Source organism: Calidithermus chliarophilus DSM 9957, assembly GCF_000430045.1.
GTDB lineage: Bacteria > Deinococcota > Deinococci > Deinococcales > Thermaceae > Calidithermus > Calidithermus chliarophilus.
On the sequence record NZ_KE387023.1, the window covers coordinates 665,726 to 690,403 of the forward strand.

Here is a 24,678-nt window from a genome sequence, read left to right on the forward strand (position 1 = left end):
GGGCCACGGGCCTTTGCTGACGGCTGAAAGCTGACCGCTGACCGCTTCCCTCACACCGTCTTGAGGTACTGGTGCACCAAGCCCACGGTCACCCCGCCCTCGCCCACGGCGGAGGCCACGCGGCGAACGGCGCCCTGGCGCACGTCGCCGGCGGCGAAGATGCCGGGGACGCTGGTCTCGAGCAGGAAGGGGTCGCGCTTGAGGGTCCAGCCCCTGGGGCGCCGGCCCTCGCGCAGCAGTTCGGGGCCGGTGAGGACGAAGCCGGCGGCGTTGAGCTCCACCAGGCCGGCGAGCATGCGGGTGTGGGGGACCGCGCCGATGAACAAGAACAGGGCCGCCGCCGGCAGGGTCTGGCTGGACCCGCTTTCGAGGTCGCGCACCACGACGGCCTCGAGGTGCTCCTCCCCCTCGACCCCGGCGACGACGGCGCGGGTGCACACCTCGATGTTGGGCTGGGCGCGGATCTGGTCCACGAGGTACTGCGACATGCCGCGCTCCAGCGCCTCGGCCCGCACCAGCATCGTCACCCTGCGGGCGTAGCCGGCGAGGAAGATTGCGCCCTGGCCGGCCGAGTTGGCCCCGCCGACGACGAAGACCTCCCGGTCCCGGTAGAGCGCCGCCTCGGTCACGGCGGCCCCGTAGTAGACCCCGGCCCCGGTCAGGCGCTCGACCCCGGGGGCCTCCAGGCGCTGGGCGGTGGCCCCGGTGGCGATGAGCACGGCGCGGCAGCTCAGCTCGCCGCCGTCCTCGAGCTCGAGGACGCGGTAGGAGTCCTCCGCCCGCACCCGCCCGACCTCGCGGGGGGTGAGGATCTCGGTGCCGAAGCGCCGGGCCTGGGCCTCGGCCCGGCGGGCGAGCTCGACCCCGGAGAGGCCCTTGGGGAAGCCCAGGTAGTTCTCGATGCGGCTGCTGGTGCCCGCCTGCCCGCCCAGGGCCTCCTTCTCGACGACCAGCGTGCGCAGGCCCTCCGAGGAGGCGTAGACCGCCGCCCCCAGCCCGGCCGGGCCGCCCCCCACGATGATGAGGTCGTAGAAGGGCTGGCTGGCCTGGGTCCTCATGCCGATCTTCTCGGCCAGCGCCCGCGGGGCGGGGGCCTCGAGGCTGCTGCCGTCGGGGAACCAGACCACCGGCAGCCGCGGGCTGGGCCCGCCCAGCGTGGAGAGCAGCCGCAAGGCCTCGGGGTCGTGCTCGAGGTCGAGCCAGTGGTAGGGGACGCGGTTGCGGGCCAGGAAGTCGCGCACCTGGTGGCTCGACGCCGACCACAGCGTGCCCACCACCCGGATCCCCTCGTAGGGGAGCGAGACGCTCTGGGCCCACTCCTCGAGCAGGTCGTCGAGGACCGGGTAGAGGTGCTGCTCGGGCGGGTCCCAGGGCTTCATGAGGTAGTAGTCGAGGCCGATGCGGTTGATGCTGGTGATGGCGGCTTCGGTGTCGGCGTAGGCGGTGAGCAGCACCTTGCGGGCGTCGGGGTAGAGCTCGAGGGCCTGGGCCAAGAACTCCGTCCCCGTCATCTGCGGCATGCGCTGGTCGGCCAGCAGCAGCGCCACCGGGACGCCGCGCTGCTTGAGCCGCCGCAGGGCCTCGAGGGCTTCCGCGCCGCCCCCGGCCCCCATCACCCGGTACTCGCGGTAGCGGCGCCGCAGGTCCCGCTCGACCGCGCCCAGCACGGCGGGCTCGTCGTCGACGGCCAGGACGACCGGCTTGGCCGGCCGCTTGTGGTTCAGGGGTTCTTCAACCATGCCCGGACTCCTTTACTCGACACCGATAGCTGCTTCCGGCCTGCGTTCGAAGGCCTATTCCTTCCCGTACTCCTCGGAAAAGCGCCGCGCGTACTGCTCGGGCCAGTCGGGGCCCTGCACCTCGCGGCCCATCCTCGCCAGCCACTCGGCCAGCTCCTCCCGGCCCAGCGGCCTGCGCGCGTAGGCCTGCAGCCGGGGGTGGAGGTACTCGGCGTACCACCGCGGCCACTGTGGGTCGTCGCCGCCGGCGTGCGCGAAGGCCCGGTGGTGGGCCTCCCCCGCCTCACGGAACAGCTCATCCAGCGGCTTCATCCGGGCTCCTCTCCAGGCGCAGCGGCAGGCGCACGCGGAAGGTGGTGCGGCCGGGCCGGGACTCCACCGTGATGCTCCCCTTGTGCCGCTGGGTGACGATGCCGTGGCTGATGCTCAGCCCCAGGCCGGTCCCCTCGCCGGGGGCCTTGGTGGTGAAGAAGGGGTCGAAGATCCTGGGCCGGATCTCGGGGGGGATGCCGGGGCCGGTGTCGGTGACCTCCACCACCACCGCGTCGCCGTCGCGGCGGGTGACGAGGGTGAGCTCGCCCTGGCCCCGCATGGCCTGGACGGCGTTGTCGATGAGGTTGGTCCAGAGCTGGTTGAGCTCGCCGCCGTAGCCCTCGATGGCGGGCAGGTCGGGGGCGTAGTCGCGGCGCACCGTGACGCCGTGCTTCAGCCGCGCGCGCAGCATGACCAGGGTGTTCTCCAGGCCCTCGTGGACGTCGACGTTCTGCACCGGGGCCTGGTCCATGTAGGTGTAGGCCTTCAGCGCCCGCACGATGGCGTGGACCCGCCGGGCCCCCTCGCCGATCTCCTCGAGCACGCTGAAGACGGTGAAGCCGCTGCTGAGCCAGGCCAGCAGGGCCGGAACATGCCCGGGGAAGCGCTCGGCCAGCCCCGCCAGCGCGTCCGGGCCGTAGCCCATCGAGACCAGCACCGGGGCCGCCTCCCAGGCCTGCTCGAGGCCCGCGTCCTCCAGCCAGCGCTCGAGCTCGTCCTCGAGGTCGCCGCGGCGCAGGGGGTCGAGCGCGCCCACCCGCTCGCGGCAGGCCTCCTGCTCGGCGGCCAGGCGCCGGAGGGTCTCGACCTGCTCGGGGCCGAGCGGGGCGGTGCAAAGCTTTAAGTAGGCGGCCAGGTGCTCTCGCAGGGCCCGCTCGAGCTGCTCGGCCCCGCGCTGCGCGGCGGCGACCGGGTTGCCCAGCTCGTGGGCGATGCCCGCGGAGAGCTTGCCCAGCGTCGCCAGCTTCTCGCTCTGGCGCAGCATCAGCTCCTGCTGCAGGTAGGCCTGCTCGAGGTCGCGCAGCTTCTTGCGGCGCAGCGAGGCCTCCAGGCGCGCCCGCAGGAAGACGGCGTTGAAGGGCTTGGGGAGGTAGTCCTCGGCCCCCATCTCGATGCAGCGCACCGCGCTGTCCACCTCGTCGAGCGCGGTGATGACGATCACCGGGACGTGCCGCAGCGCGGGGTCGTCCTTCATCCGCGCCAGCACCGCGTAGCCGTCCATCTCGGGCATCAGGATGTCGAGCAGCACCGCGTCGAAGGGCTCCTGGCCCAGCCGCTCGAGCGCCTGGCGGCCGTCCTCGGCCAGGGCCACGGCGTGCCCCTGCTGCTCGAGGGTGCGGGCCAGGGTCATGCGGTTGACCCGGTTGTCGTCGACCACCAGGATGCGCCCGCGCTCGCCTTCCACCGGGGCTCAGCCTCCCCCGCGCAGGGCCTCGAGGGCGGGCCGCACCCGCTCGAACTCGGCGCGCACCCGCTCGAGCAGGGCCTCGGCCCCCTCCAGCGACCCCGCCTTGCCCTGCCCCTCGAGCTCCTTGCAGAGCTCGGCCAGGTCGTGGGCGCCGAACTGGGCGCCGTTGGACTTGAGGGTGTGGGCCGCCATCCGCACCCCGGCGGCGTCGCCGGCCTGCAAGGCCTGCTCGAGGCCCTGGATGAGCGCCGGGGCGTCGTGCAGGAAGGTCTCGGCCAGCTCGGCCAGGAAGGCCCCGTCCCCGCCCGCCAGGGCGCGCAGCTCCTCGAGGGCCGCCGGGTCCAGCCGCGCCCCGGGCCAGGGGGCCGGGGGGCTCTCGGGACGCAGGCGGGCCGCCGCCTTCTCCAGCACGGCCACGAGGGCTTCGGGCCGGATCGGCTTGCTCACGTAGTCGTCCATCCCCGCCGCCAGGCACATCTCCCGGTCGCCCTCCATGGCGTTGGCGGTCATGGCGACGATGAAGAGGGGGGCGGCCGGCCAGCGCTGCCGGGCCAGCCGGGTGGCCTCGAGGCCGTCCATCTCCGGCATCTGCACGTCCATGAGCACCAGGTCGTAGGGCTGCCGCTCCAGCGCCTGCAGGGCCTCCAGGCCGTTGCCCGCCACGTCGGCGCGGTAGCCCATGCGCTCCAGCAGCCGCAGGGCCAGCTTCTGGTTGGTGGCGTTGTCCTCGACCAGCAGGACGCGCAGGGGCAGCCTCCGGCCCATCTGCGGGTCGAAGCTCGAGGGGCCCCGACCGGCCTCGGGCAGGGGCCGGGGCTGCGCGGCGAACACGCCCACCAGCGCGTCGAAGAGCTGCGAGGGCCGGACCGGCTTGGTCAGGAAGACCCGGAACAGCCCCTCCCCCTCCCCCATCTCCCGGCGCCCCAGCGAGGTCAGCATCACCAGGGGCAGCGCCTCGGCGTCGCGCAGCTCGCGGATCTTCCGGGCCAGGGCCAGGCCGTCCATTTCCGGCATCTGCATGTCCAGGACGGCGACGTCGAAGGGCTCGCCCTGCGCCACCCAGGCCAGGGCCTCCAGCGGCCGCGCGGTGGCCCGGTGGCGCATCCCCCAGGCCTCGGCCTGCTGCTCGAGGATGCGCCGGTTGGTGGCGTTGTCGTCGACGATCAGCACCCGCCGGCCCCGCAGCTCGGGGGGCCCCCCCTGCAAGAAGGCCCGCGCGGCCGGGGGGGCGGCCTCGGCCCGCACGGTGAAGTGGAAGGTGGAGCCCTCGCCGGGCACCCCGGTGCTCTCCACCCACATGCGCCCCCCCATCATCTCGCTCAGGCGCTTGCTGATGGCCAGCCCCAGGCCGGTCCCCCCGTAGCGCCGGGTGGTCGAGGCGTCGAGCTGGCTGAAGGAGCGGAACAGCCGGTCCATGCGCGCTGGGGGGATGCCCACGCCGGTGTCGCGCACGGCGAAGTGCAGCTCGTGGCCGCCGCCCTCCAGCGGCGCGCTCCCCACGCTCAGCACCACCTCCCCCTGCTCGGTGAACTTAACCGCGTTGCTCAGCAGGTTGACCAGGATCTGGCGCAGCCGGGTCACGTCGCCCACGATGGCCTCCGGGGTGCCCGGGGCGATGAGGTAGGCGAGTTCGAGGCCCTTCTCGGCGGCCTTGGCCGACAGCAGCTCGAGCGCCCCCTCCACGCACTCGCGCAGGTCGAAGGGCTGGTGCTCGAGCTCCAGCCGGTCGGCCTCGATCTTGGAGAAGTCGAGGATGTCGTTGATGATCGTCAGCAGCGACTCGCCGGAGTTGCGCACGGTCTCGGCGTACTCGCGCTGCTCGGGGGTGAGCGCGGTGTCGAGGAGCAGGCCGGTCATGCCGATGATGGCGTTCATGGGCGTGCGGATCTCGTGGCTCATGGTCGCCAGGAAGGCGCTCTTGGCCTCGTTGGCGGCCAGGGCGGCGTTCTTGGCCTGCTGCACCTCGGCGAAGAGCCGGGCGTTGTCCAGCGCCAGCGAGGCCAGCGCGGCGAAGCGGGTGAGGAGCTCGACGTCCTCCCCCGCGATCTCGCGCTCGGTGTCGCTGCCGTAGGCGATGCCCAGCGTGCCCACCACCTGCTCGCCCGAGTGCAGCGGCACCACCGCCGCCGAGCGGATGCGGCTGTAGTCGAAGCTGGGGTTGCGGTGGTCCCAGGCGCCGAAGTCGCGCACCACCAGGGGCTGCCCCTGCACCAGCACCTGCCCCGAAACCCCCTCCCCCGGGGCGAAGCGCAGGCCGATGGTGGCGGCGAAGACGCCGGTGCCCACCTTCTGCTCGAGGTGGCCGCCGCCGGGCTCGAGCAGCGTCACGAAGCCGTGGGGCGTCCACAGCAGCTCGCTGGCCTGCGAGACGATGTCCTGCAGCAGCTCGCCGAGGTCGAGCCGCCGGATCAGGCCCAAGGCGGTGCGCTGCAGGGCCGCCAGCAGCTCGTTCTGCCGCTGCAGGCGCTCCTGGTCGCGGCGGCGCTCGGTGATGTCGACGACGTAAAAGCGCAGCCGCTCGTGCCCCGGCACGCGGCGGAACATCTGGTGGTACCAGCGCTCGCCCACCGCCACCTCGCGCACCGCCGAGGTCTGGCCGCTCTCCCCCAGCGCCGCGTCGACGGCGGGCAGGTCGGCGAGGAAGGGGTGCCGGCCGCGCTCGAGGGGCGAGTCGGGGAAGATGCGCTCGGCGGCCGGGTTGAGGTAGAGGATGTCGCCGGAGAGGTCGACCTCGAACACCGGCCCCGGGTTGAGCCTGGGGAAGGAGGCCAGCCAGGCGAGCTCCTCGTTGGCCTTCTTCAGCCGCTCGGTCTGCTGGAGGTGGTCGATGGCCAGGGCCAGGTGGGTCGCCACGGTGCGGGCGATCTTGCGGTCCTCCTCGCCGTAAGCCTCCGGCTTGGCGGCGGCGAAGGTGAGCGCGCCCAGCACCTTGCCGTAGGCCTCCAGCGGCAGCGAGAGCGCGCTGGCGAGCGAGCCGTCCCACAAAGCGGCGTCGGCCCAGGGGGCGTAGCGCTCCCGCTCGGCGCGCAGGTCGGGGAGGACGCGCAGTTGGCGGCTGTGCATGACCGCGCCGGGCAGGTCCTGGCCCCACGGCACGCGCTCGAGCTCGAGCGGGGCCACCGCGCGGCGGGCCTCGAGCAGCGTCTGCAGGCGGTAGCTCTGGCCGTCGGGGTCGGCCAGCGCCAGGGTGCAGCGCTCGAAGTCGAGCACCCACTTGACCTGGCGGACCACCCGCTCGAGCAGCCCCGGCAGGTCGGTGGTCTGGGCGATGGCCAGCACCACCTCCGAGAGCATGGCGTAGCGGGCCGACTGCAGGTGACGGGCGTCGCGGGGGTCGGCCATGGCTACCTGCTATGCGCCAGCATCCGGGCCACGTGGGGGTCCACGTCGATCTTGAGGGCGTCGGCCAGGGTGTCGTTCATGGCCGCGACCGCCGCCATGAAGACGATCTCCACGATCTCCTCGTCGCTCAAGCCCTCCTCGCGCAGGCGCTGGTAGTCCTCCGCCGAGAGCTCCTTGGGGTGCAAGGAGGCCTTGATGGCGAATTGCAGGATGGCCTGCAGCCGCTCGGGCGAGACGTTGCCCAGGTCCTCCACCACCCCCGCCAGCGTCTGCTCGTCGATCCCCAGGGTGCGGCAGGAGAGCTCGTTCCAGGCGCTGCAGTACTCGCAATTGCGCCGCTCGGCGATGGCGTAGAGGATGATCGACTGCAGCGACTGCGGCAGGCTCGAGTGCTCGAGGCTCGCCCGCAAGAAGGCCCAGTAGATCTTGAACACGGCGGGCGAGTTCGCCAGCACCCGCATCGAATTGGGCACGAAGGGGATCTGCAGCGCGCGCTTGATCTCGGCGAACGCCTCCGCCATCTCCCCCGTGGCCTCGCCCTCCCCGACCAACGCCAGCCCGCTCTTGAGAATATGGACCATGATCGCAATCCCCCAGCCTGCCGGTTCCCGCCCGCGGTAAATTGTGGTAACCCCACCATTATAGGGCCTTACCGCCGCCGCCGGCCTCTTGCCGGGCCACGATTGCGCCGAGGGTTACACGCGGCTTTCACCCTCGTGCCCTACCGTAAGGTCAGCAAGGAGGCAGCTATGGCGACCAAGCGACCGAGGGGCAATTCCGGCAAGGGCAGCGCGGTAAAGGCCAGGCTCAACCCCACCCGCAACGACCTCCCCACCGACGTGCGCCACGCGGTGGTCAACCTGCTCTCGCCCTACCTGGCGAGCGCCGTCGACCTGCACTGGCAGGCTAAGCAGGCCCACTGGAACGTCAAGGGCCCCAACTTCATCGGCCTGCACGAGCTCTTCGACCGGGTGGCCGAGGCGGTGGACGGCTGGGCCGACCTGCTGGCCGAGCGCGTCGTGCAGCTCGGGGGCGTCGCCGAGGGCACCGTGCAGGTCGCCGTCGACCGCTCCGCGCTGCCGGCCTACCCGCTCGACATCCTGCGCTGGAGCGACCACGTCGAAGCGCTCTCGAGCTCCCTCGCCGCCTTCGGCAAGCTGGTGCGCGAGGGCATCGACCAGGCGGGCGAGCTCGGCGACCAGGATACCGCCGACTTGTGCACCGAGATCTCGCGCGAGGTCGACAAGTTCGTGTGGTTCGTCGAGGCGCACAACCAGTAACCCCCCGCCTGCCCCCTCCCGTCCCCAAAGGTGAGCCCCCTCACCAGGCCCCACCGCCCACCCGCTACCGTGAGGGCATGAACGCACTCGGGTGGGTCCTGCTGGTTCTGGGCGTGTTGCTGGCTACCGGGCTGCTGGGGCCGGCGATCGGGCTGGTGCTGGCTTTGCTGGCCTTGCCGGTCGCCCTCATCGCGGGGGTCGCCGTCCTGCCGGTCGTGCTGGTGCTGGCGGTGCTGGGCCTGGCGTTCGCCGTCCTGGGCTCGCTGATCGGCGGGCTGTTCGCGCTGCTGGGCCTCCTGGTCAAGTTCTTACTGCCCCTGCTGCTGGTGGCCCTGGGGCTGTGGCTGATCCTGAACCGCCGCCGCCCGGTGCGAAGCCCGTAAACACCAGTTGACACTCCCACGGCTAAAGCGCGTGGGATTCTTCGTTCACAGGCTCGGCCCATGCCGACACCTCCCGAAGCTCACCGGGCGTGTCCCGCCCTGTGTTCGGTTTGCGATAGGCAAAGCGCTTGAAGTTGCCCGCCGCCAGCACGTCCCGGTCGTGGCGCCTGCCGCACCCCGGGCAGTCCCACGCCCTATCCGCAAGGGTGAGCGCGTGGTTGTAGTAGCCACACACGCACAGGCGAGAGGACGGCTCGAACCGCCCAATAGTACGCAGGTGTTTACCGTTCCACGCGGCCTTGTATTCCAGCATTGAGCCGAACATGGCCCACCCACTCTGCCCGACGTGCCTCGCCAAGTTCCCGTTCGCCATCATGCCCTTGACGTTCAAATCCTCTAAACAGATGGTATCGAAGCGGCGCACAAGGTCAGTGGATAGCTTGTGCAGGGAGTCGGCCCTGGCAAAAGCTACTTTGCCCGCGACCCCCAGGGCCGGCTGGTCGGCTACACCGAGGTCTACGGCCACCCCAACCGGCCGCAGGTCATCCACCAGGGGGCCACCGGGGTGCGGCCGGAGCACCGGAGCGTGGGGCTGGGGCGCTGGCTCAAGGCCGCCATGCTGGAGCGCATCCTGGAGCGCCAGCCCCAGGCCCGTTTCGTGCGCACGGGCAACGCCGACTCCAACGGCCCCATGCTCAGGATCAACCACGCCCTGGGCTTCAAGCCCTACGTCTCCAACGTGGTCTGGCAGGTGCCGGCCGACAAGGTGGCGGGCTACCTCGGCGAGGACTGAGACTAGACCTCGTGCGGGGACCGTCGAGGCCGCGTTCGGGATAGCAGCCTGGGGTGGCTCGCGAAATTATCCGCGAGCGGCCGGCTCAGAGGCGCACCCGCAGGCGCACGAAGGCATACCAGGCCCCGTCGCCGCCGGCCTCGCCCTGGAGGCTGAGGCCCTCGAGCACGGGGTAGAACGCCCCCAGGTAGGGCCCGTGCCCCAGGTAGGAACCGCCCGCGAGCACGGCGCCGAGGTAGAGGCTGTAGCCGGCGTAGAGGGTGAGCGGGTCCAGGCCGTAGAAGTCGGCCTCGAGGTAGCTCGAGAGGTAGGCCTCCGCGGGCAGCAGGTACAGCCGCGCCTCCAGGTTGGCGAGGAGTTCCCAGTCGTCGGCGAGTTCGTAGCCCAGGTCCAGCCCGGCGTAGGGGGCGAGGTTGAAGCCGAAGGCGTAGTCGGGCGGGGCCAGGCTCAGGTCGGCCCGGGCCCCGGCGTAGCCCCCCAGGCTCAGGCCGGTCTCGTCGAGCAGGGGGGCGGCGTACTCGAGGTAGGGGCTCAGGCCGAAGCCGGGCAGGCTCGCGCCGTCCTCGGGCTTGCCCCGGCCTCTCCCCTTCCCCGCCCCGCCGGGGGCCGCCGTGAGGCCCAGGCTGGCGTAGGCCCGCAGCCCGGCCTCCAGCCCGGGGAGCAGCTCGAGGCGGTAGCTGCCCTGCAGGGTCAGCTCGCCCGACTCCAACAGGGGCCGGCTGTCGAAGCGCAGCGCCAGGGAGAAATTCTGGGCCGATCCCGGGGTCAGCACGAACCCGGCCGCGGCGATCACGATCAGCAGCATCCTCATGGCTCGGTCTCCTGCCCCGGACCATAGCACGCGGGAACAGGGGCGGGCAATCCGGCCCGGGAGCACGGAAAAACCCGCACGCCGTACAGGCGTGCGGGCCAGGGATCAGGCCGGCGAACTACCGCGCCACCGGGCGGCGGCGCTCGAAGGGGCGACGGTCGCGGCCCTCGGAGGGGCGCCCGCCGCGCGGACGCTCCTCGCGCGCGCCCGCGCCGGCCTCGGCCGGGACCTCGTGGGCGCGGGAGAGGTGGAACTCGGTGAGATGCGACTGCACGGACTCGAGCTCCTCCCCCGGCAGGTCGAGGTAGGCGGCGCTGTCGGTGAGCAGGATGCGCCCGATGCGCCCGGCGCCCGCCTTCTTCAGCACCGCCACCACGCGGGGCACCGACAGGCGCGGGCCGGTGAGCTTGACCGTGACCAGGCCCTCCTCCCCGGTGATCAGGCTCTTGGAGGCGGGGGCGCCGCCCAGCAGCAGCGCCAGCATCCCGGCCACCGCCTCGAGCTCGCCCTCCGCCACCAGGCGGGCGGCGTACTCGCGCCACAGGGCCCGGTCGGCGGCGGGCTGGCTGGTGAGGCGGTTCAGCAGGCCGCGCCACTTGGCCTCCATCACCTCCTCGGGGGTGGGGGGGTTGATGCGGCGGAACTTGCGGCTCACCTCGCGCTCGAGCTGCTCGAGGTCGCGGCGCTCGCGCGGCCCGTAGAGGATGATGACCCGGCCCGAGCGCCCCGCGCGGCCGGTGCGGCCGGAGCGGTGCTGGTAGGACTCGGCCTGCTCGGGGAGGCGGTAGTGCACCACCAGGTCCACCTCGGGGATGTCCAGGCCGCGGGCGGCCACGTCGGTAGCCACGAGCACGGCGTCCTGGCCGCTGCGGAAGCGGCCCATCACCAGCTCGCGCTCGCGCTGGCTCATGTCGCCGTGGATGGCGGCGGCGGGGAGGGCCCTGGCCTGCAGGCCCAGCGCCACCTCGTCGGCCTCGGCCTTGGTGCGGGTGAAGACGATCGAGCGCTCGGGGGCGTAGGCGTAGAGCAGGTCGGAGAGGGTGGCGAGGCGGGTCTGCAGGGGGGCCTGCAGCGCGAGCTCCTCGTAGCTCACCCGCTCGTCCTTGATCACGTTGACGTGGACGAAGTTCTTGAGGTAGCGGTCGGCCAGGCGCTTGGCCCAGGCGGGCACGGTGGCCGAAAAGAGCAAGGTCTGGCGCTCGTCGGGGGTGTGCTGCAGCAGCTTCTCGACGTCCTCCTCGAAGCCCATGGAGAGCATCTCGTCGGCCTCGTCGAGCACGGCGATCTGGACCTTGGAGAGGTCGAGGATGCCCTGCTCGAGGTAGTCGATGGCCCGGCCCGGCGTGGCCACGACCACGTCGCAGCCGCGCTTGAGGGCCTCGGCCTGCTTGCCGTAGCCGGTGCCGCCGTAGACCGTCACGACCGCCAGGTCGCGGGCGATCCACTCCAGCTCCTTCGCCACCTGCAGCGCGAGCTCGCGGGTGGGGGCCAGCACGAAGGCCCTGGGGGCCCGGCCCCGCTCGCGGGCGGGCTCGAGGCGGTTGGCGATGGGCAGGGCGAAGGCCAGCGTCTTGCCGGTGCCGGTGCGGGCCTGGCCCAGGATGTCGCGCCCCTCCAGCGCCAGCGGCAGCGCGGCGGCCTGGATGGGGGTCGGGGTGGAAAAACCTTTGGCTTGCAGCGCGGCAAGCACCTCAGCCTTGAGGGGGAAAGCAGAAAACTCCATCGATCTTTGATCCTTTCCGAGCTCGCTACCGCACACACCCGGAAAGTCAAAACAACCGTCGAGGGGCAATGCAGCTAAACGAGCTTCTGGCTGTACGGGGCGGGTGCCTTCGCACCCCACTCCTCGGAGCCAACCTATGCAGTATGGCGGCAAAAGGCCAATAGGTCAAGGACCTACCTGCCAAAGGGCGTGCTCGAGCCCGCCCTCCCCCTGCGCCGTCCCGCAGGTTGACGACTCGGGGCCTTGTCGCTAAACTATGGAGCGCGCGGCAAGCGCAGGGCTGCCGCGTAAAGAGCAAAACGGGGTGTAGCGCAGCCTGGTAGCGCACACGCTTGGGGTGCGTGTGGTCGTGAGTTCAAATCTCGCCACCCCGACCAGAGCAGGACGGAGGCCCAAAGCCCCGTCCTGTTTTTTTCACCCCATGGGCAGCTCCTGAGCCCGGGCTCAGGGGTGGCCCTGCCCCACCCCGCTGAGCAGCCGCCGCACCCGCCCGACGATCTCGTGGAAGGAGGCGGGCTTGATGAGGTAGTCGCTGGCCCCGGCCTCCAGGCCCTCCTGCACGCTCTCCTCGGAGTCCTTGCCGCTGAAGAGCAGCACGGCGCAGGCGGGGTCCTTCTGGCGGATGGCCCGCAGCACCTCGAGGCCGTCCATCTGCGGCATCATCACGTCGAGGATCACCAGCGCGGGCCGCGACCGCTCGAACTCGCGCAGGCCCTCGGGGCCTGATCCCGCCGTGGCCACCTCAAAGCCCTGGTAACTCAAGCCTCGCCTCAGGAATGAGCAAACGGCAGGGTCGTCGTCGATGACAAGGATTCTCTGCATGTACCCCCGAATTCAAATTGGCGAAACTACGCCCAAAGCCTAAACCAGGGCGCGGCGGCCGACTCGAGCCTGCCTCACAAAAGCTGGGCGGCTCGCGAGCCGCCCGTCGCCCACGACGCTCAGGCGACGGGCAGGTGGACCGTCACCGTGGTGCCCCGGCCCAGCTCGCTCTCGAGCCAGACCCTCCCGCCGTGCTGCTCCACGATCCAGCGGGCGATGGACAGCCCCAGCCCGGTGCCGTCCGCGTCGCGGCTGCGCGCGGGGTCGGCGCGCCAGAAGCGCTCGAAGACGTGGGGCAGGTCCTCGGGGGCGATGCCGATGCCCTCGTCGGCCACCCGGACGCGCACCTCCTGCCCGGCTTCCACCTCCAGCCGCACCCGCCCCGGCGGGGGGGTGTACTTGAGGGCGTTGTCCAGGAGGATGAGCAGGAGCTGCTCGAGGCGGTCGGGGTCGGCGTGGATCTCCAGCGGCGGGACGGGGGCGAGCTCGAGGCGGTGGCCCTTCGCCAGGCTGCGGGCCTTGGCCCACGCCGAGGCCACCACCTCCTCCAGGCGCACCCAGCGCTTGTGCACGGTGCGGCCCGCGTCGCCCCGCGCCAGGGCGAGCATGTCGTTGACCAGCCGCGCCAGCCGCCGGGCCTCGCGGTGCGTCTCGCGCAGGGCCTCGGCCCGGTCCTGCTCGGGCATCTGCGGGAACTCCACCAGCAGGTCGAGGTTGCCCTGGATGGCGGTGAGGGGGGCGCGCAGCTCGTGGGCGGCGTCGTTGACGAAGCGCTTCTGGCTCTCCGAGAGCTCGCGGTAGCGCTCCTCGCTGATGCGCAGGGCCTCCTCGGCCTCCTTGCGGTCGTGGATGTCGTGGAAGTAGGCGGCCAGGCCCTGGGGGTCGGGGTAGGCCCGCACCTCGAACCAGCGGCGCAGCGGCATGTACAGCGCCTCGAAGGCCACGCTGCCGCCCGAGTCGCGGGCCCAGAGGAAGTTCTGGTAGATGGCGGTCTGCCGCAGGTGGGGGAACTCCTCCCACAGGTTCTTGCCGATGAGCTGGGGGCACTTGCGCCCCAGCAGGCGCTCGGCGGCGCGGTTGAGGTAGGTGAAGCGCCAGGCGGTGTCGAGCACGAAGAAGGCGTCGCCCACGCTGTCGAGCACCTGGATCACCTGGCGGCGGGTGCGCTCGAGGAACTGCTGGGCCTCCTTGGCGGCGCTGACGTCCAGGCAGTACCCCACCACCCCCAGCGCCGGCCCCTCCGCCCCCCGCCGCACCTCCCCGCGGTCGAGCAGCCAGCGGTAGCGGCCGTCCTTGTGGCGCAGGCGGTACTCCAAGGCAAAGGGCCCGCGCGCCTCCAGCCGCTTGCGCACGGGCCCCAGGTCGTCGGGGTGGATCAGGGCGTACCAGCCCTCCGGGCCGGGCGGCAACTCCTCGGGGGCGTAGCCGGTGACCTGCGCCAGGTTGGGGCTGTAGTGCAGGCGGCCCTCGCACAGCTCCCAGGCGTAGGCGAAGGCCCCGGCGGCCTGCTCGGCCCGGGCGTAGCGCTCGCCGGGCCAGGCCGGGGGCTGGGGCGCTTCCGCGAAGACGGCGACCGCCAGGCCGGGGGCCTCGAGGGGGGTGATCTGCACGCGGGGCTGCTCCAGCAGCACCGGCTCGCCCTGTTGCAGCGCCCGGCGCACGGCGGGCTCGAGCACCCCCGGCTCCGGGGCCTTGGCCGGTCCCCCCATCTGCCACAGGCGGTTGGCCCCCAGCACCTCGCCCCTCTCGCCCAGCAGGAGGGCGGGAAGGGGCAGCGCCTTCAGGATGGCCTCCGCGACGGAGGGGATCGCTTGGTCTCGCCGTACGTCCATACCGCTCGAGCCCTCCGGCTCAGCCTCCAGTACAGCCGAGCCGGTTGTGGCTGGTCTGAGCGCGTCCTGAGGCTTTCAGGGGTGACGCATGGCTGATGCGACGAGGAGGGCAGAGCCCGTGCAGGGAGCGAGGGGCCCCGGCCGGCCCCTTTGTCCCTGCCGCCGCGCGGGGGCGTGGGTTAGAGTGCCCTTAGCTATGGACGAGAACACCCAGGTCCTCCGGCTGGGCGAGGCCACCCACCCCAGCCCCCTGCTGGGCCGCCGGGACCAGTTCATCCCCGAGGGGGCGCGGGTGCTGCTGGGCTCGACCCTCCCGGAGGTCGAGCCCTACCTCCAGCGGGGCCAGCTCCCCCCGAGCTTCGAGCAGGCCGGCCCCCGCGAGCGCATCTTCTTCGACCCCAAGGGCATCGCCTGCGGCATCGTGACCTGCGGGGGGCTGTGCCCCGGGCTCAACGACGTGATCCGCGCGGTGGTGCTGACGCTGTACTACAGCTACGGCGTCGAGCGCATCTACGGCTTCCGCTACGGCTACGCCGGGCTGGCGGCGAGCCAGGGGATCAAGCCCCTCCCCCTCACCCCGGCGGTGGTGGAGCCCATCCACGAGCAGGGCGGCACCCTGCTGGGCTCCTCGCGCGGCCCGCAAGAGCTGGACGACATGCTCCAGACCCTGCTCGAGCTCAACGTGCGCGTCCTCTTCACCGTGGGGGGCGACGGCACCCTGCGGGGCGCGACGGCGCTGGCCAAGGAGATCCTGCGGCGCGGCCTGCCCATCAGCGTGGTGGGCATCCCCAAGACCATCGACAACGACCTGCACTGGGTCGAGCGCAGCTTCGGCTTCGCCACGGCGGTCGAGGAGGCCACGCGGGCGCTGGTGGCCGCCCACGTCGAGGCCAAGGGGGCCTTCAACGGCATCGGGCTGGTCAAGCTGATGGGCCGCCACAGCGGCTTCATCACCGCCCACGCCACCCTGGCCAACAGCGACGTGAACTTCTGCCTGGTGCCGGAGGTGCCGGTGAGCCTTCAGGGCTTCCTGGGGGCGCTCGAGGAGCGGTTGCGGCAGCGCCACCACGCGGTGATCGCCCTGGCCGAGGGCGCGGGCCAGGACTGGATAGACGGCGAGGTGGCCCGCGACGCCTCGGGCAACCTCAAGCTCAAGGACGTGGGGGCCTTCCTGCGCGGCACCATCGAGCGCCACTTCGACGCGCTGGGGCTCGAGGCCACCGTCAAGTACATCGACCCCAGCTACACCATCCGCAGCCTTCCCGCCAACGCCCTCGACTCCGAGTACTGCCTGGCGCTGGGCCAGCACGCGGTGCATGCGGGGATGAGCGGGCGCACCAACCTGATGGTGGGTTACTGGAACCAGCACTTCACCCACGTGCCGCTCGAGCTCGTCACCGGCCAGCGCCGCCAGATGGACCCCTCGAGCGAGCTGTGGCAGCGGGTGCTGGCCTCGACCGGGCAGCCCTCGGTGATGTAGGCCCCGCCCCTCAGTACCCGCTCTGCAAGCCGGTCTTCTCGGCGGCCTGGGCGGTCCCGGCCTTGCGGGCCTTGAAGTCCTCGAGGATGGCCTGCGTCGCGGTGGCCCCCACCCGGGTCACGCCCAGGTTCATGACCTCGAGCAGCGCGTCCAGGGTGCGCACCCCGCCCGCCGCCTTGACCTGCACGTGGGGGGAGACCGACGAGCGCATCAGCCTGAGGTCTTCGAGGGTCGCGCCGCTGGGGGCGAAGCCGGTGGAGGTCTTGACGAAGTCGGCCCCGGCCTCTTCGGTGAGCCTCGAGCCCAGCACCTTCTGCTCGTCGGTGAGGTAGGCGTTCTCGAGGATCACCTTGACCAGCGCCCCGCCCGCCCTGGCCGCCTCCACCACCGCGCGGATGTCCTCTAGCACGTACTCGGCCTCGCCGCCGCGCAAGCGCCCGATGTTGAGCACCATGTCGAGCTCGGCGGCGCCCTGCTCCATCGCCAGCCGGGCCTCGAAGACCTTGGTGGCGGTGGCGTGGCTGCCGTGGGGGAAGCCCACCACGGTGCCCACGAGCACGCTCGAGCCCTCTAGCACCTTCGCCGCCAGCTCCACGTCGCACGGCTTCACACACACCGAGGCCACCTCGTACCTCGCCGCGAGCTCGCAGCCGGCCACGACCTCGGCGGGGGTGAGCTCGGGGCGCAGCAGCGAGTGGTCGATCATCCTGGCTACCTGGGCATAGCTGAGGGTTTCTACGGTCATCTCTTGCATTTAAGGCTCCTTGGGGTTCAGATCACGAAATTGCGCAGGAAGCGCCCGGCCTGGACGATCGAGCGCTTGCGGTCGTCGAGCGAGCCCTCGTAGGCGCGGTCCTCGACCTCGATGCACACCGGCCCCGAGTAGCGGGCCTCGGTGAGGTTGGAGAAGAACTGGGTCCAGTTCACGTCGCCCAGCCCCGGCAGCTTGGGGGTGTGGTACTCCAGCGGCGTCGCCAGGGTCCCCACCTCCCGCAGCTTGTCGCGCTCGAGGCGCACGTCCTTGGCGTGGACGTGGAAGAGCTTGTCCTTGAACTCCAGGATCGGCCAGGCCGGGTCCATCATCTGCCAGACCAGGTGGCTGGGGTCGTAGTTGAGGCCGAAGTGGTCGGAGGGGATGCGGCTGAACATCTCGCGCCAGATGGCCGGGCTCACCGCCAGGTTCTTGCCGCCGGGCCACTCGTCGGTCGTGAAGTACATGGGGCAGTTCTCGATGCCCACCCTCACCCCCTCGTGCTCGGCGTGCTCGATGATCCCGGGCCAGCGCTCGTCGAAGAGGGCCCAGTTGTCGGCCAGGGAGCGGGCGGGGTCGCGCCCGACGAAGGTGTTCATGCGCCCGATGCCCAGCCTCGCCGCGGCGCTGATGACCTTCTTGATGTGCTCGATGTAGACGCCTGCCTCCTGCTCGTCGGCCACCAGGGGGTTGGGGTAGTAGCCCAGCCCCGAGATCGAGACGCCGTACTTCTGGGTCAGGCCCCGGATCCGCCCCGCCTCCGCGTCGTCGAGTTCGTTCACGTCGATGTGGGTGACCCCCGCGTAGCGCCGCTCGGCCTTGCCCTTGGGCCAGCACATCACCTCCACGGTGTCGAAGCCCTGCTCGGCGGCGAACTTCAGGACTTCCTCGAGGCTGAGGTCGGGGAGAATCGCGCTTACGAAGCCAAGTTCCATTCCTTTACCTCCTTCGGAGGGCTGTCAGCCGTCAGCCTTCAGCCTTCGGATAAAACCGTGGAGCATCTGCTTGACCTCTACGAGCCGGCTGTGAAGCGCACAGCCACCGGCTCGAGCCGGTCGTTGTCGCTGACGGCTAACGGCTTCTCCATCAATACTTCACCTTCACCCACTTGCCCTTGCGGCTGCTCTCGAGGATCGCCTCGCACAGCGCGAGCTCCTTGTGCCCGTCCTCGAAGGTGGCGTAGAGCGGGTTCTCGGAGGGCTTTCCGGCGGCGATGTCGGCGTAGACGGCGCGGTAGAGCTGCTTGAAGGTGTCGGGGAAGCCCTCGGCGTGGCCGCCCGGATAGCTGGTGTAGGCGCTGGCGGCGCGGTCGAGCAGGCCGGGGTCGCGCATCAGGATCCGGTTGGCCTCGCCGCGTTCGCCGACCCAAAGCTCTTCCGGGCGCTCGCCGTTCCAGGCGACGGCCCGCTTGCTCCCGGCGATCTCCCACTCGAGCCGGTTCTTGCGCCCCGCCGTGACCTGCGAGACGGTGAGCACTCCCCTGGCTCCGCCCCCGAAGCGCAGCAGCACGCTGGCGTAGTCCTCGGTGTCGATGTGTACCGGCGTGGTGCTGAGTTTCTTTTTAGCTCCTTTTTTACCGCCAGTATCCGCCGTCGCGGAGGGCTGATCGCCCTTGGAGCTGAAGGTCTCCACCGAGCCCTGGGGCGGGGCCTGGCGCACCGGGTGGACGGTCTTGAGGTCGGCCATCACTTCCTCGACCTCGAGGCCGGTGATGAAGCTCACCAGGTCGAGCCAGTGGGTTCCGATGTCGCCGACGGCCCGCAGCGCGCCGCCCTCGGAGGCCAGCACCCGCCAGTTGAAGTCGGTGGGGTACAAAAGCCAGTCCTGCACGTAGCTGCCCTTGACGTGGAAGACCTCGCCCACCTCGCCCGAGCGCACCATGGCGCGCGCTTGCAGGCACAGCGGGTAGAAGCGGATGTTGTAGTTGACCGCCGTGACCAGCCCGGGGTGCTTCCTCGCGGCGGCGACGAGCTCCCGGGTCTCACGGGTGGTCATGCCCAGAGGTTTCTCGCAGACCACGTGCTTGCCCGCTTCCAGGGCCTGCAGGACCTGCTCGCGGTGGAAGCGGTTGGGGCTGGTGAGGTGCACCACGCCCACCTCGGGGTCGGCCAGCAGCTCGGGGTAGCTCGAGTACCCCCGCTCCAGGCCCATCCGCTGGGCCGCCGCCTGCGACTTCTGGGCGCTCGAGCCCAGCACCCCCTTGACCTCCACCCCGATGCGCCTGAGGGCCTCCACGTGGACCGGGCCGATGAACCCCGTGCCGACAACGCCAACTTTCATCGCCATATCGCCTCCGAATTCCGTCCTTCACGAGGGGTCGAACGCCAGCCACCGCCGGGGGTTGTGGCGCAAAAGGTCGTCGAGCTGCCCCGGGGAGAGCCCCGCCCCCAGCAGCATGGGGGCCACGGTGCGGGGGAGGTGCTCGAGGCCGGGCCCCCCGCCGTAGCTGTGGAAGTAGGAGCGGCGGGCCATGTCGCCGCCGAGGAGGATCTGCCGAGCGTGGCCCGCCTCCACCAGCCCCAGCACCAGCTCGACCCGCACGGCGTCGGGGAGGTACTTCTCCTTGCCGAACTGGTCGAGGCCCAGGTTGACCCCGCTGGCCGCGACCTCCAGCAGGTAGGGCAGGTCGGGCTTGAGGTCCAGGTGGCCGATGAGCACCTTCTGGGGGTCCACGCCGCCCTCGAGGAAGAGCGCGGCCTGCTCCAGCGCCCAGGTGCCCTTCTCGGTGTGGGTGGAGATGGGGGCCCCGGTGGCGCGGTGGGCCTCGACAGCCGCCGCGAAGACCTTGCGCTCGTGGGGGCCGGCCCCGTCCAGGCTGCTGCTGGCCTTGATCAGGCCCGCCCGCGGCCCCGGCCCCTCCGCGTGGGGCTGCTCGGGCGCGAAGCGCCGCACGCCCTCGCGCACCTCCGCCACCATCCAGGCCGCGATCTCCCCAGCGCTGCGGCCAGCGGTGAGCCGGTCGGCGAACTTCCCCTTGTTGAAGCCCGTGGCCGCGACCACGTGGACCCCGGCGGCCCTCGAGACCGCCGCCAGCGCCCCCGCGTCGCGCCCGTAGTCCACGGTGGTCATCTCGACGACCGCGCCGCCGCCCGCCGCCTTGAAGCGCTCGAGCTCGCGCAGGGCCGCCTGGGGGTCGTCGAGGCGCAGGTCGGGGTCCTCCACGTCGGGCGGGGGGTAGGCCAGCAGGTGGTCGTGGCCCAGCGTGAGGCCCAGTTCGGCGGGCTCGACGTCGCCCAGCACGGTACGGACGATCACAGCACCGCCCCCATCTCCAGAAGCCTCGAGCGCAGCTCCCCCACGTCCACGCCGCGCAGGTCGCCGCCCTTCGACAAAGCCGCCGCCAACCCCGCGGCCTGCCCCATCGCCAGGCACTGCCCGATGGAGCGGATGCTGGCGTGGGCCTCGTGCGAGGCCGACAGGCAGCGCCCCGCGACGACGACGTTCCCCAGCCCCTGCGGCAGCAAAGCCCGGTAGGGGATGTCCACGGTCTCGCCGTCGGGCAGGTATTCCCAGCGGGTGTCGCCCCCGGCGTGGTGCTCCTCGATGGGGGCGCCGCACTGGGCGACGGCGTCGGGGAACTTGCGGGCCGAGAGCACGTCCTCGCGGGTGATCCAGTACTCGCCCCGGATGCGCCGGGTCTCGCGCACGCCGATGTGGACCGAGAGGCCGCCCAGTTCGGCCCGCTCGTAGCCGGGCACCTTGTCGCGCAGGAAGCGCAGGTACTCCAAAGCCTGGCCGCGGCCCTCCATCTCGGCGCTCGAGAGCGCGTCGGGGTCGGTGGCGTCCACCCCGGCCACGCGGGTCATGTTGGTGACCATCACGCCCTGGAAGGGGGTGACGTGGGCGCTGCCCTCCTTGCGCGGCAGGCGGTAGCCCTCGGAGGCCGCGGCCTCCATCAAGGCCCAGAGCTCCTTCTTGGGGAAGCTCTTGGCCCGCGCCACGTCCACGTTGATGACCTTGAAGGTGGTGGTGAGCGACTGCGCGATGCCCAGCGCCCCGGCGTCCTCGAAGGGCCCCCCGGCCCGCGCCACCACGTCGGCGTCGCCCGAGGCGTCCACGACGGCCCGGGCGGCGACGGCCCGCAGGCCCCGCTTGGTGCCGACGACGGCCCCCCTCACCCGGGGGCCGTCCTGGATCACGTCGGCGAAGTAGGCGTGCAGCAGCACCCGCACCCCCGCCGCGCTCACCAGCTCGTCCCAGACCACCTTCAGCGTCTCGGGGTCGTAGGTCAGGCCCGCCCCGGCGCCGTAGGTGTTGGGCCGCTTGAGCAGCACGCCCCGGCGCTTCAGCCCCCCCACCACCTCGTCGGGGATGCCGCCCACCACCTTCTTCTCCACGAGGCCGGGGGTGTAGAAGCCGTAGAAGGTGTCGAGCACCGCGGCCCCGGTGCCGCCCAGGAAGCCGTAGCGCTCCAGGAGCACCACCCGCGCGCCCTGCCGCGCCGCCGCGACCGCCGCGCTGCACCCCGCCGAGCCGCCGCCCACCACCAGCACGTCGCACTCCGCGAGCACCGGGACGGAAGCCGAGTAGGCGAAGGCCCTCACCCCGCCACGCTCCACCCGCCCGAGACCTCGAGCACCACCCCCGTCACGAAGCGCGCCGCGTCGGAGGCCAGGTAGCCGATGGCCTGGGCCACGTCCTCCGGCGTGCCCAGCTTCCCGGTGAGGGGCTGGCGCACCCGGACGTACCCCAAGATGGCCGGGTCGCCCTGGGCCCGCGCGCTCATCGGCGTGGCGATCAGGCCGGGGGCCACCGCGTTGACCCGGATGCCGTGGGGCGCGTAGTAGGCGGCCATGGCCTTGGTGAGGGCGATGCGGGCGCCGTTGCAGGCGGCGTAGGCGTGGGTGGCGAAGAACTCGCGCGCCGGGGCGTAGGCCAGCACGCTGGCGACGTTGACGATGGCCCCCGAGCCCTGCTCCAGCATCGGCCCCAGCGCCGCGCGGCACATGCGGAAGGTGCTGCGGGCGTTGGTGTCCATCACGATGTCCCAGCCCGCGTCGGTAGCCTCGTGCACCGGCCCGTCGCCGAAGCGCCGCCCGGAGATGCCGGCCGCGTTGACCAGGACGTCGAGCCGCCCGAAGCGCCCCAGCACCGCCGCCACCGCCGCGTCCGGGGCGGAGGGCTCGAGCAGGTCCGCCTCGAAGCAGGCCACCCCCGGCAGCTCGGACTCGAGCCTCGAGAGGTTCTCCCCCGACTTGTCCAGCACCATCACCCCGGCCCCCAGCCCCGCCAGGTGCCGCGCGGTCGCCGCGGCGATGCCGGAGGCCCCGGTGACGAGCGCACTTTTGCCGGTGAGGGAGGTCATGGGCGGGCCTCGAGGGGGATGGCGGGAAGCGAGGGGTGAGGTGAAAAGGCGAAAAGGTGAAAGGGCGAAAAGCACAGACCGCGGGCGTTGCTTTTTCCCTTTTCTCCTCTGAACCTTTTCCCCCCTCGCCTCTGGCTCCCTGGCGCTGGGCGTCCGGCGTTGGGCGTCCGTCTACCCCCCATACACCACCTTCACCCGGTCGCGGTGCTCGTCGTAGGCGTCCTCGAAGCGCCGGGCGCTGGCTTCGGGCCCCATCTTCCAGGCCCCGGCCAGCACCAAGGGCGGCTGGCCGCGCCGCGCGAGCTCGGCGGCCACCAGCACCTTCAGGCAGTTGACCACCGCGGTGTTGCCGATGGTGCTGCCCGGCCCCACCGGCACGTCCACGCCGGGCACCTCCACCATCGCGTCGCCGGGGACGGCGCAGTTGTCGATGACCAGGTCGGCGATCTCGTGCAGGCGCTGGCCGCTGGAGTGCCCCGGCGGGAGCAGGCGGGCGTACTCCTCGGCGATCACCGCGACCACCCGCATCCCGCGGCGCTTAGCGCCCAAGGCCACGTCCACCACCACCCCGTTGTTGCCGCTGGTGGAGAAGACCATCATCACGTCGTGCTCGCGGAAGACGAAGTTGCGCAGGATCACCTCGCCCAACCCCTCCTGCCGCTCGATCCACATGGCCTGGCGCTGGCCGTTGGCCCCCACCACCTGGGTGTGGTGGGTCATGGAGAGCTCGACGATGGGGTGGAAGCCGGGGAAGGAGCCGTAGCGCGGCCACATCTCCTCCACCGCCATGCGCGAGTGGCCGTTGCCGAAGAGGTGCACCAGCCCGCGCCGGGCGATGGCCTCGGCGCACCAGGCCGCGGCCTGGGCGATGCGCCCCATCTGGGTCTGGCGCACCCGCGCCAGGATGCGCTCGCAGCCGTCCAGGTAGTCGAAGGCGGGTTGGAGTGGGTTCATGGGGGCTCCTCTAGCTGCTCTCCCGGAGGGTGATCTGGGTGTTGTCGCCCTCGAGGCTGACCCGGAAGCTGCACCGGTCGGCGCGGCCGTAGCGCTCGGTGTGCTCGAGCACCGCCCCGGTGTCGGTGGTGACGGTGCGCTGGGTGAAGAGCACCACCGCGCCCCTGGGGATGCCTAGGGCCTTGGCCAGCCAGGGCTCGGCCTTGACGGCCTGGATGGTCTCCTCGCCCCGGGCGAAGCGCAGGCGGTAGGTGTGGGTGAGCAGGTCGTAGAGCGAGCCGGAGAGGTCGTGCTCCAGGAGCCCCGGGGTGAGGGCGTAGTTGAGGTGGGCCCGCTCGAGCATCAAGGGCTCGCCGTCGGCCAGGCGCAGCCGGGTGACGACCGCCACCACCGCGCCGGGCCGCAGCCGCATGGCCTTGAGCAGGTGGGCGGGGGCGGGCTCGAGGCGGGCGGAGAGGAGGCGGGTGGAGGGCTCGATCCCCGCCAGGCGCATGTTCTCGGAGAAGCCGGTGACGCGGGCGAGGGGCTGCTCGACCTTGGCGGGCCGGGGGAAGGTGCCCCGCCCCTGCTTGCGCTCGAGCCAGCCCTCGAGCTCGAGCTCGTGGATGGCCTGCCGCACCGTGGCCCGCGAGATGGAAAGCCCTTCCGAGAGCTCGCGCTCGCTGGGAAGCGGCTTTCCTTCGGGCCACGCCCCGCTGTGCAGGACCTGCAGCATCGCCTCCTTGAGCTGCAGGTACAGCGGGATGGGAGCCTGGGGGTTGAGGTGGAGGAGCGCTTCGGGCAGGTTCATGCGGGCCCTCTTTGCCGGAACAGGATAGGTGGACTAGACATCCGGTGGTCCGTACCTTTATATTACACACAGCAAGGCAAAAGCAAATTCTCGGACGGGCCAATCATGACGACGGCGACGGCATCAATCGGGGTAGACCTGGGCGGGACCACGTACAGCGTGGGCTGGCTCGACCCGGCGGGCGCCCTGCACGACCGGGCGGAGCTCGAGACCCGCTCCTACCGCCCCCCCGCCGAGGTGGTGGCCGACCTGGCCCGGGCCATCGAGGCGGCGGCGCGGCAGGCCCGGTCCGCCGCCCACGCCGTGGCGGGGGTGGGGGTGGGCGTCCCGGCCGTGATCGACCCCTGGGCCGGGAAGGTGCTGCTGCCGCCCAACTTCGCCGCCGGCTGGGCGGGCTACCCCCTGGCCGCCGAGCTGGCCGCCCGCACCGGCCTCCCCGTCTGGCTCATCAACGACGCCCGGGCCTTCACCTTCGCCGAGTCGCGCCTGGGCGCGGGCCGGGGCGTGGGCAACCTGCTGGGCGTCACGCTGGGCACCGGGGTGGGCGGGGGCACCGTCCTGAACGGCCAGCTCTACCTGGGCGCCTACGGCACGGCGGGCGAGTTCGGGCACCAGGTCTACGACCCCCACGGGCCCTCCTGCGGCTGCGGCGGGGCGGGCTGCGTCGAGGTGTACGCCTCGGGGCCCGCCGTCGTGGCGGCGGCGGCCCGGCCCCTGCGCGGCGGGCGCGCCCCCATCCTGCGCGAGATCGTGGGGAACTCGCTGGAGAGGTTGACCCCCAAGGCCGTGGCCGAGGCCGCCGGGCGCGGCGAGGAGGAGTGCGTGGAGATCTGGGCGCGGGCGGGCGAGGTGCTGGGCGTGGGGATCAGCAACGTGCTGGGCGTGCTGGGCCTCGAGCGCGTGGTGGTCGGCGGCGGGCTGGCGAAGGCGGGCGAGGTGCTCTTCGGCCCCAT

23 protein-coding genes and 1 tRNA gene are annotated in these 24,678 nt (G+C 71.9%); 6 read left to right on the forward strand and 18 right to left on the reverse strand.

Annotated elements, in window-relative coordinates; all coding sequences use genetic code 11:
- Positions 1 to 50 precede the first annotated feature (50 nt).
- Genes MEICH_RS0103255 through MEICH_RS0103275 form a run of 5 tightly spaced genes read right to left on the reverse strand, consistent with a single transcriptional unit; the run spans position 51 to position 7,382 of the window.
- Positions 51 to 1,739, reverse strand: coding sequence for an FAD-dependent oxidoreductase (locus MEICH_RS0103255; protein WP_051303870.1), 1,689 nt, complete (start codon positions 1,737 to 1,739; stop codon positions 51 to 53).
- 54 nt (positions 1,740 to 1,793) lie between these two features.
- Entirely contained in the window at positions 1,794 to 2,051 is a 258-nt protein-coding gene (locus MEICH_RS0103260) for a hypothetical protein (protein WP_027891426.1), read from the reverse strand.
- Positions 2,035 to 3,456 carry a sensor histidine kinase gene (locus MEICH_RS26845; RefSeq protein ID WP_051303871.1) on the reverse strand — a complete coding sequence of 474 codons (1,422 nt, stop codon included), beginning with the start codon at positions 3,454 to 3,456 and terminating at the stop codon, positions 2,035 to 2,037. The genes MEICH_RS0103260 and MEICH_RS26845 overlap by 17 nt, the downstream gene beginning before the upstream one ends.
- Before the next feature lie 6 nt (positions 3,457 to 3,462).
- On the reverse strand, positions 3,463 to 6,801 hold the full coding sequence (locus MEICH_RS26850) for a response regulator (protein ID WP_051303872.1): 3,339 nt from the start codon (positions 6,799 to 6,801) through the stop codon (positions 3,463 to 3,465).
- 2 nt (positions 6,802 to 6,803) lie between these two features.
- Positions 6,804 to 7,382: a carboxymuconolactone decarboxylase family protein gene (locus tag MEICH_RS0103275; RefSeq protein WP_157202590.1), complete on the reverse strand. Its 579-nt coding sequence runs from the start codon at positions 7,380 to 7,382 to the stop codon at positions 6,804 to 6,806.
- A gap of 168 nt (positions 7,383 to 7,550) precedes the next feature.
- Between MEICH_RS0103275 and dps the strand changes: the two genes are divergently transcribed.
- The gene (gene dps / locus MEICH_RS0103280) at positions 7,551 to 8,081 is read left to right on the forward strand and encodes a DNA starvation/stationary phase protection protein Dps (protein ID WP_027891428.1); all 531 of its coding nucleotides are present in this window, start codon (positions 7,551 to 7,553) and stop codon (positions 8,079 to 8,081) included.
- Between the two features lie 77 nt (positions 8,082 to 8,158).
- Positions 8,159 to 8,464, forward strand: a complete 306-nt coding sequence (locus MEICH_RS0103285) for a hypothetical protein (RefSeq protein ID WP_027891429.1) — start codon at positions 8,159 to 8,161, stop codon at positions 8,462 to 8,464.
- A 22-nt stretch (positions 8,465 to 8,486) separates the two neighbouring features.
- Here the strand turns inward: MEICH_RS0103285 and MEICH_RS27740 are convergent, their stop codons facing one another.
- A complete protein-coding gene (locus tag MEICH_RS27740; protein ID WP_027891430.1) occupies positions 8,487 to 8,888 on the reverse strand; it encodes a zinc ribbon domain-containing protein in 402 nt (133 codons plus the stop codon).
- Between the two features lie 18 nt (positions 8,889 to 8,906).
- On the opposite strand from MEICH_RS27740, the gene MEICH_RS28380 reads away from it, so the two are divergent.
- Entirely contained in the window at positions 8,907 to 9,257 is a 351-nt protein-coding gene (locus MEICH_RS28380; RefSeq protein ID WP_027891431.1) for a GNAT family N-acetyltransferase, read from the forward strand.
- An 85-nt stretch (positions 9,258 to 9,342) separates the two neighbouring features.
- Here the strand turns inward: MEICH_RS28380 and MEICH_RS0103300 are convergent, their stop codons facing one another.
- Both MEICH_RS0103300 and MEICH_RS0103305 read right to left on the reverse strand, forming a co-directional pair.
- On the reverse strand, positions 9,343 to 10,068 hold the full coding sequence (locus tag MEICH_RS0103300) for a hypothetical protein (protein WP_157202592.1): 726 nt from the start codon (positions 10,066 to 10,068) through the stop codon (positions 9,343 to 9,345).
- Between the two features lie 118 nt (positions 10,069 to 10,186).
- Positions 10,187 to 11,791, reverse strand: coding sequence for a DEAD/DEAH box helicase (locus MEICH_RS0103305; protein WP_027891433.1), 1,605 nt, complete (start codon positions 11,789 to 11,791; stop codon positions 10,187 to 10,189).
- A 300-nt stretch (positions 11,792 to 12,091) separates the two neighbouring features.
- Between MEICH_RS0103305 and MEICH_RS0103310 the strand changes: the two genes are divergently transcribed.
- A tRNA-Pro gene (locus MEICH_RS0103310) sits at positions 12,092 to 12,168 on the forward strand.
- 67 nt (positions 12,169 to 12,235) lie between these two features.
- Here MEICH_RS0103310 and MEICH_RS23400 read toward each other — a convergent pair.
- Entirely contained in the window at positions 12,236 to 12,613 is a 378-nt protein-coding gene (locus MEICH_RS23400; RefSeq protein ID WP_084542157.1) for a response regulator transcription factor, read from the reverse strand.
- A gap of 119 nt (positions 12,614 to 12,732) precedes the next feature.
- Positions 12,733 to 14,445, reverse strand: a complete 1,713-nt coding sequence (locus MEICH_RS26855) for an ATP-binding protein (RefSeq protein ID WP_051303874.1) — start codon at positions 14,443 to 14,445, stop codon at positions 12,733 to 12,735.
- Between the two features lie 196 nt (positions 14,446 to 14,641).
- Here MEICH_RS26855 and MEICH_RS0103325 point away from each other — a divergent pair, with 196 nt between their 5' ends.
- Positions 14,642 to 15,925, forward strand: coding sequence for an ATP-dependent 6-phosphofructokinase (locus tag MEICH_RS0103325; protein ID WP_027891434.1), 1,284 nt, complete (start codon positions 14,642 to 14,644; stop codon positions 15,923 to 15,925).
- A 10-nt stretch (positions 15,926 to 15,935) separates the two neighbouring features.
- On the opposite strand, the gene deoC is transcribed toward MEICH_RS0103325, so the two are convergent.
- From deoC to MEICH_RS23410, 8 genes are all read right to left on the reverse strand, one after another.
- Complete coding sequence (gene deoC, locus MEICH_RS0103330) at positions 15,936 to 16,679, reverse strand: deoxyribose-phosphate aldolase (protein ID WP_027891435.1); 744 nt, start codon at positions 16,677 to 16,679, stop codon at positions 15,936 to 15,938.
- A gap of 17 nt (positions 16,680 to 16,696) precedes the next feature.
- Entirely contained in the window at positions 16,697 to 17,611 is a 915-nt protein-coding gene (locus MEICH_RS0103335; RefSeq protein ID WP_027891436.1) for a sugar phosphate isomerase/epimerase family protein, read from the reverse strand.
- 151 nt (positions 17,612 to 17,762) lie between these two features.
- The gene (locus MEICH_RS0103340) at positions 17,763 to 18,962 is read right to left on the reverse strand and encodes a Gfo/Idh/MocA family protein (RefSeq protein WP_245587609.1); all 1,200 of its coding nucleotides are present in this window, start codon (positions 18,960 to 18,962) and stop codon (positions 17,763 to 17,765) included.
- A gap of 21 nt (positions 18,963 to 18,983) precedes the next feature.
- Positions 18,984 to 19,931 carry a phosphotriesterase family protein gene (locus tag MEICH_RS0103345; protein WP_027891438.1) on the reverse strand — a complete coding sequence of 316 codons (948 nt, stop codon included), beginning with the start codon at positions 19,929 to 19,931 and terminating at the stop codon, positions 18,984 to 18,986.
- Complete coding sequence (locus MEICH_RS0103350) at positions 19,928 to 21,220, reverse strand: FAD-dependent oxidoreductase (RefSeq protein WP_051303875.1); 1,293 nt, start codon at positions 21,218 to 21,220, stop codon at positions 19,928 to 19,930. The genes MEICH_RS0103345 and MEICH_RS0103350 overlap by 4 nt, the downstream gene beginning before the upstream one ends.
- Positions 21,217 to 21,981: an SDR family NAD(P)-dependent oxidoreductase gene (locus MEICH_RS0103355; RefSeq protein WP_027891440.1), complete on the reverse strand. Its 765-nt coding sequence runs from the start codon at positions 21,979 to 21,981 to the stop codon at positions 21,217 to 21,219. Before MEICH_RS0103355 ends, MEICH_RS0103350 begins: the two co-directional genes overlap by 4 nt.
- A gap of 171 nt (positions 21,982 to 22,152) precedes the next feature.
- Positions 22,153 to 22,935, reverse strand: a complete 783-nt coding sequence (locus tag MEICH_RS0103360) for a sugar isomerase domain-containing protein (protein ID WP_027891441.1) — start codon at positions 22,933 to 22,935, stop codon at positions 22,153 to 22,155.
- A 10-nt stretch (positions 22,936 to 22,945) separates the two neighbouring features.
- Positions 22,946 to 23,725 carry a GntR family transcriptional regulator gene (locus tag MEICH_RS23410; protein ID WP_051303876.1) on the reverse strand — a complete coding sequence of 260 codons (780 nt, stop codon included), beginning with the start codon at positions 23,723 to 23,725 and terminating at the stop codon, positions 22,946 to 22,948.
- 105 nt (positions 23,726 to 23,830) lie between these two features.
- Between MEICH_RS23410 and MEICH_RS23415 the strand changes: the two genes are divergently transcribed.
- Positions 23,831 to 24,678: ROK family protein (locus tag MEICH_RS23415; RefSeq protein WP_036218247.1), on the forward strand; the 848-nt coding region annotated here is incomplete at its 3' end.

What these genes read in the sequence shown, in the direction of transcription:
- MEICH_RS0103340 (WP_245587609.1), bottom strand. Translation starts at nt 18,962, where the DNA reads ATGGCGATGAAAGTTGGCGTTGTCGGCACGGGGTTCATCGGCCCGGTC.
- dps (WP_027891428.1), top strand. Translation starts at nt 7,551, where the DNA reads ATGGCGACCAAGCGACCGAGGGGCAATTCCGGCAAGGGCAGCGCGGTA.
- MEICH_RS26855 (WP_051303874.1), bottom strand. Translation starts at nt 14,445, where the DNA reads ATGGACGTACGGCGAGACCAAGCGATCCCCTCCGTCGCGGAGGCCATC.
- deoC (WP_027891435.1), bottom strand. Translation starts at nt 16,679, where the DNA reads ATGCAAGAGATGACCGTAGAAACCCTCAGCTATGCCCAGGTAGCCAGG.
- MEICH_RS0103360 (WP_027891441.1), bottom strand. Translation starts at nt 22,935, where the DNA reads ATGAACCCACTCCAACCCGCCTTCGACTACCTGGACGGCTGCGAGCGC.
- MEICH_RS0103255 (WP_051303870.1), bottom strand. Translation starts at nt 1,739, where the DNA reads ATGGTTGAAGAACCCCTGAACCACAAGCGGCCGGCCAAGCCGGTCGTC.
- MEICH_RS0103305 (WP_027891433.1), bottom strand. Translation starts at nt 11,791, where the DNA reads ATGGAGTTTTCTGCTTTCCCCCTCAAGGCTGAGGTGCTTGCCGCGCTG.
- MEICH_RS0103275 (WP_157202590.1), bottom strand. Translation starts at nt 7,382, where the DNA reads ATGGTCCATATTCTCAAGAGCGGGCTGGCGTTGGTCGGGGAGGGCGAG.
- MEICH_RS23400 (WP_084542157.1), bottom strand. Translation starts at nt 12,613, where the DNA reads ATGCAGAGAATCCTTGTCATCGACGACGACCCTGCCGTTTGCTCATTC.
- MEICH_RS0103285 (WP_027891429.1), top strand. Translation starts at nt 8,159, where the DNA reads ATGAACGCACTCGGGTGGGTCCTGCTGGTTCTGGGCGTGTTGCTGGCT.
- MEICH_RS0103260 (WP_027891426.1), bottom strand. Translation starts at nt 2,051, where the DNA reads ATGAAGCCGCTGGATGAGCTGTTCCGTGAGGCGGGGGAGGCCCACCAC.
- MEICH_RS23410 (WP_051303876.1), bottom strand. Translation starts at nt 23,725, where the DNA reads ATGAACCTGCCCGAAGCGCTCCTCCACCTCAACCCCCAGGCTCCCATC.
- MEICH_RS26850 (WP_051303872.1), bottom strand. Translation starts at nt 6,801, where the DNA reads ATGGCCGACCCCCGCGACGCCCGTCACCTGCAGTCGGCCCGCTACGCC.
- MEICH_RS0103335 (WP_027891436.1), bottom strand. Translation starts at nt 17,611, where the DNA reads ATGGAACTTGGCTTCGTAAGCGCGATTCTCCCCGACCTCAGCCTCGAG.
- MEICH_RS0103355 (WP_027891440.1), bottom strand. Translation starts at nt 21,981, where the DNA reads ATGACCTCCCTCACCGGCAAAAGTGCGCTCGTCACCGGGGCCTCCGGC.
- MEICH_RS0103325 (WP_027891434.1), top strand. Translation starts at nt 14,642, where the DNA reads ATGGACGAGAACACCCAGGTCCTCCGGCTGGGCGAGGCCACCCACCCC.
- MEICH_RS0103300 (WP_157202592.1), bottom strand. Translation starts at nt 10,068, where the DNA reads ATGAGGATGCTGCTGATCGTGATCGCCGCGGCCGGGTTCGTGCTGACC.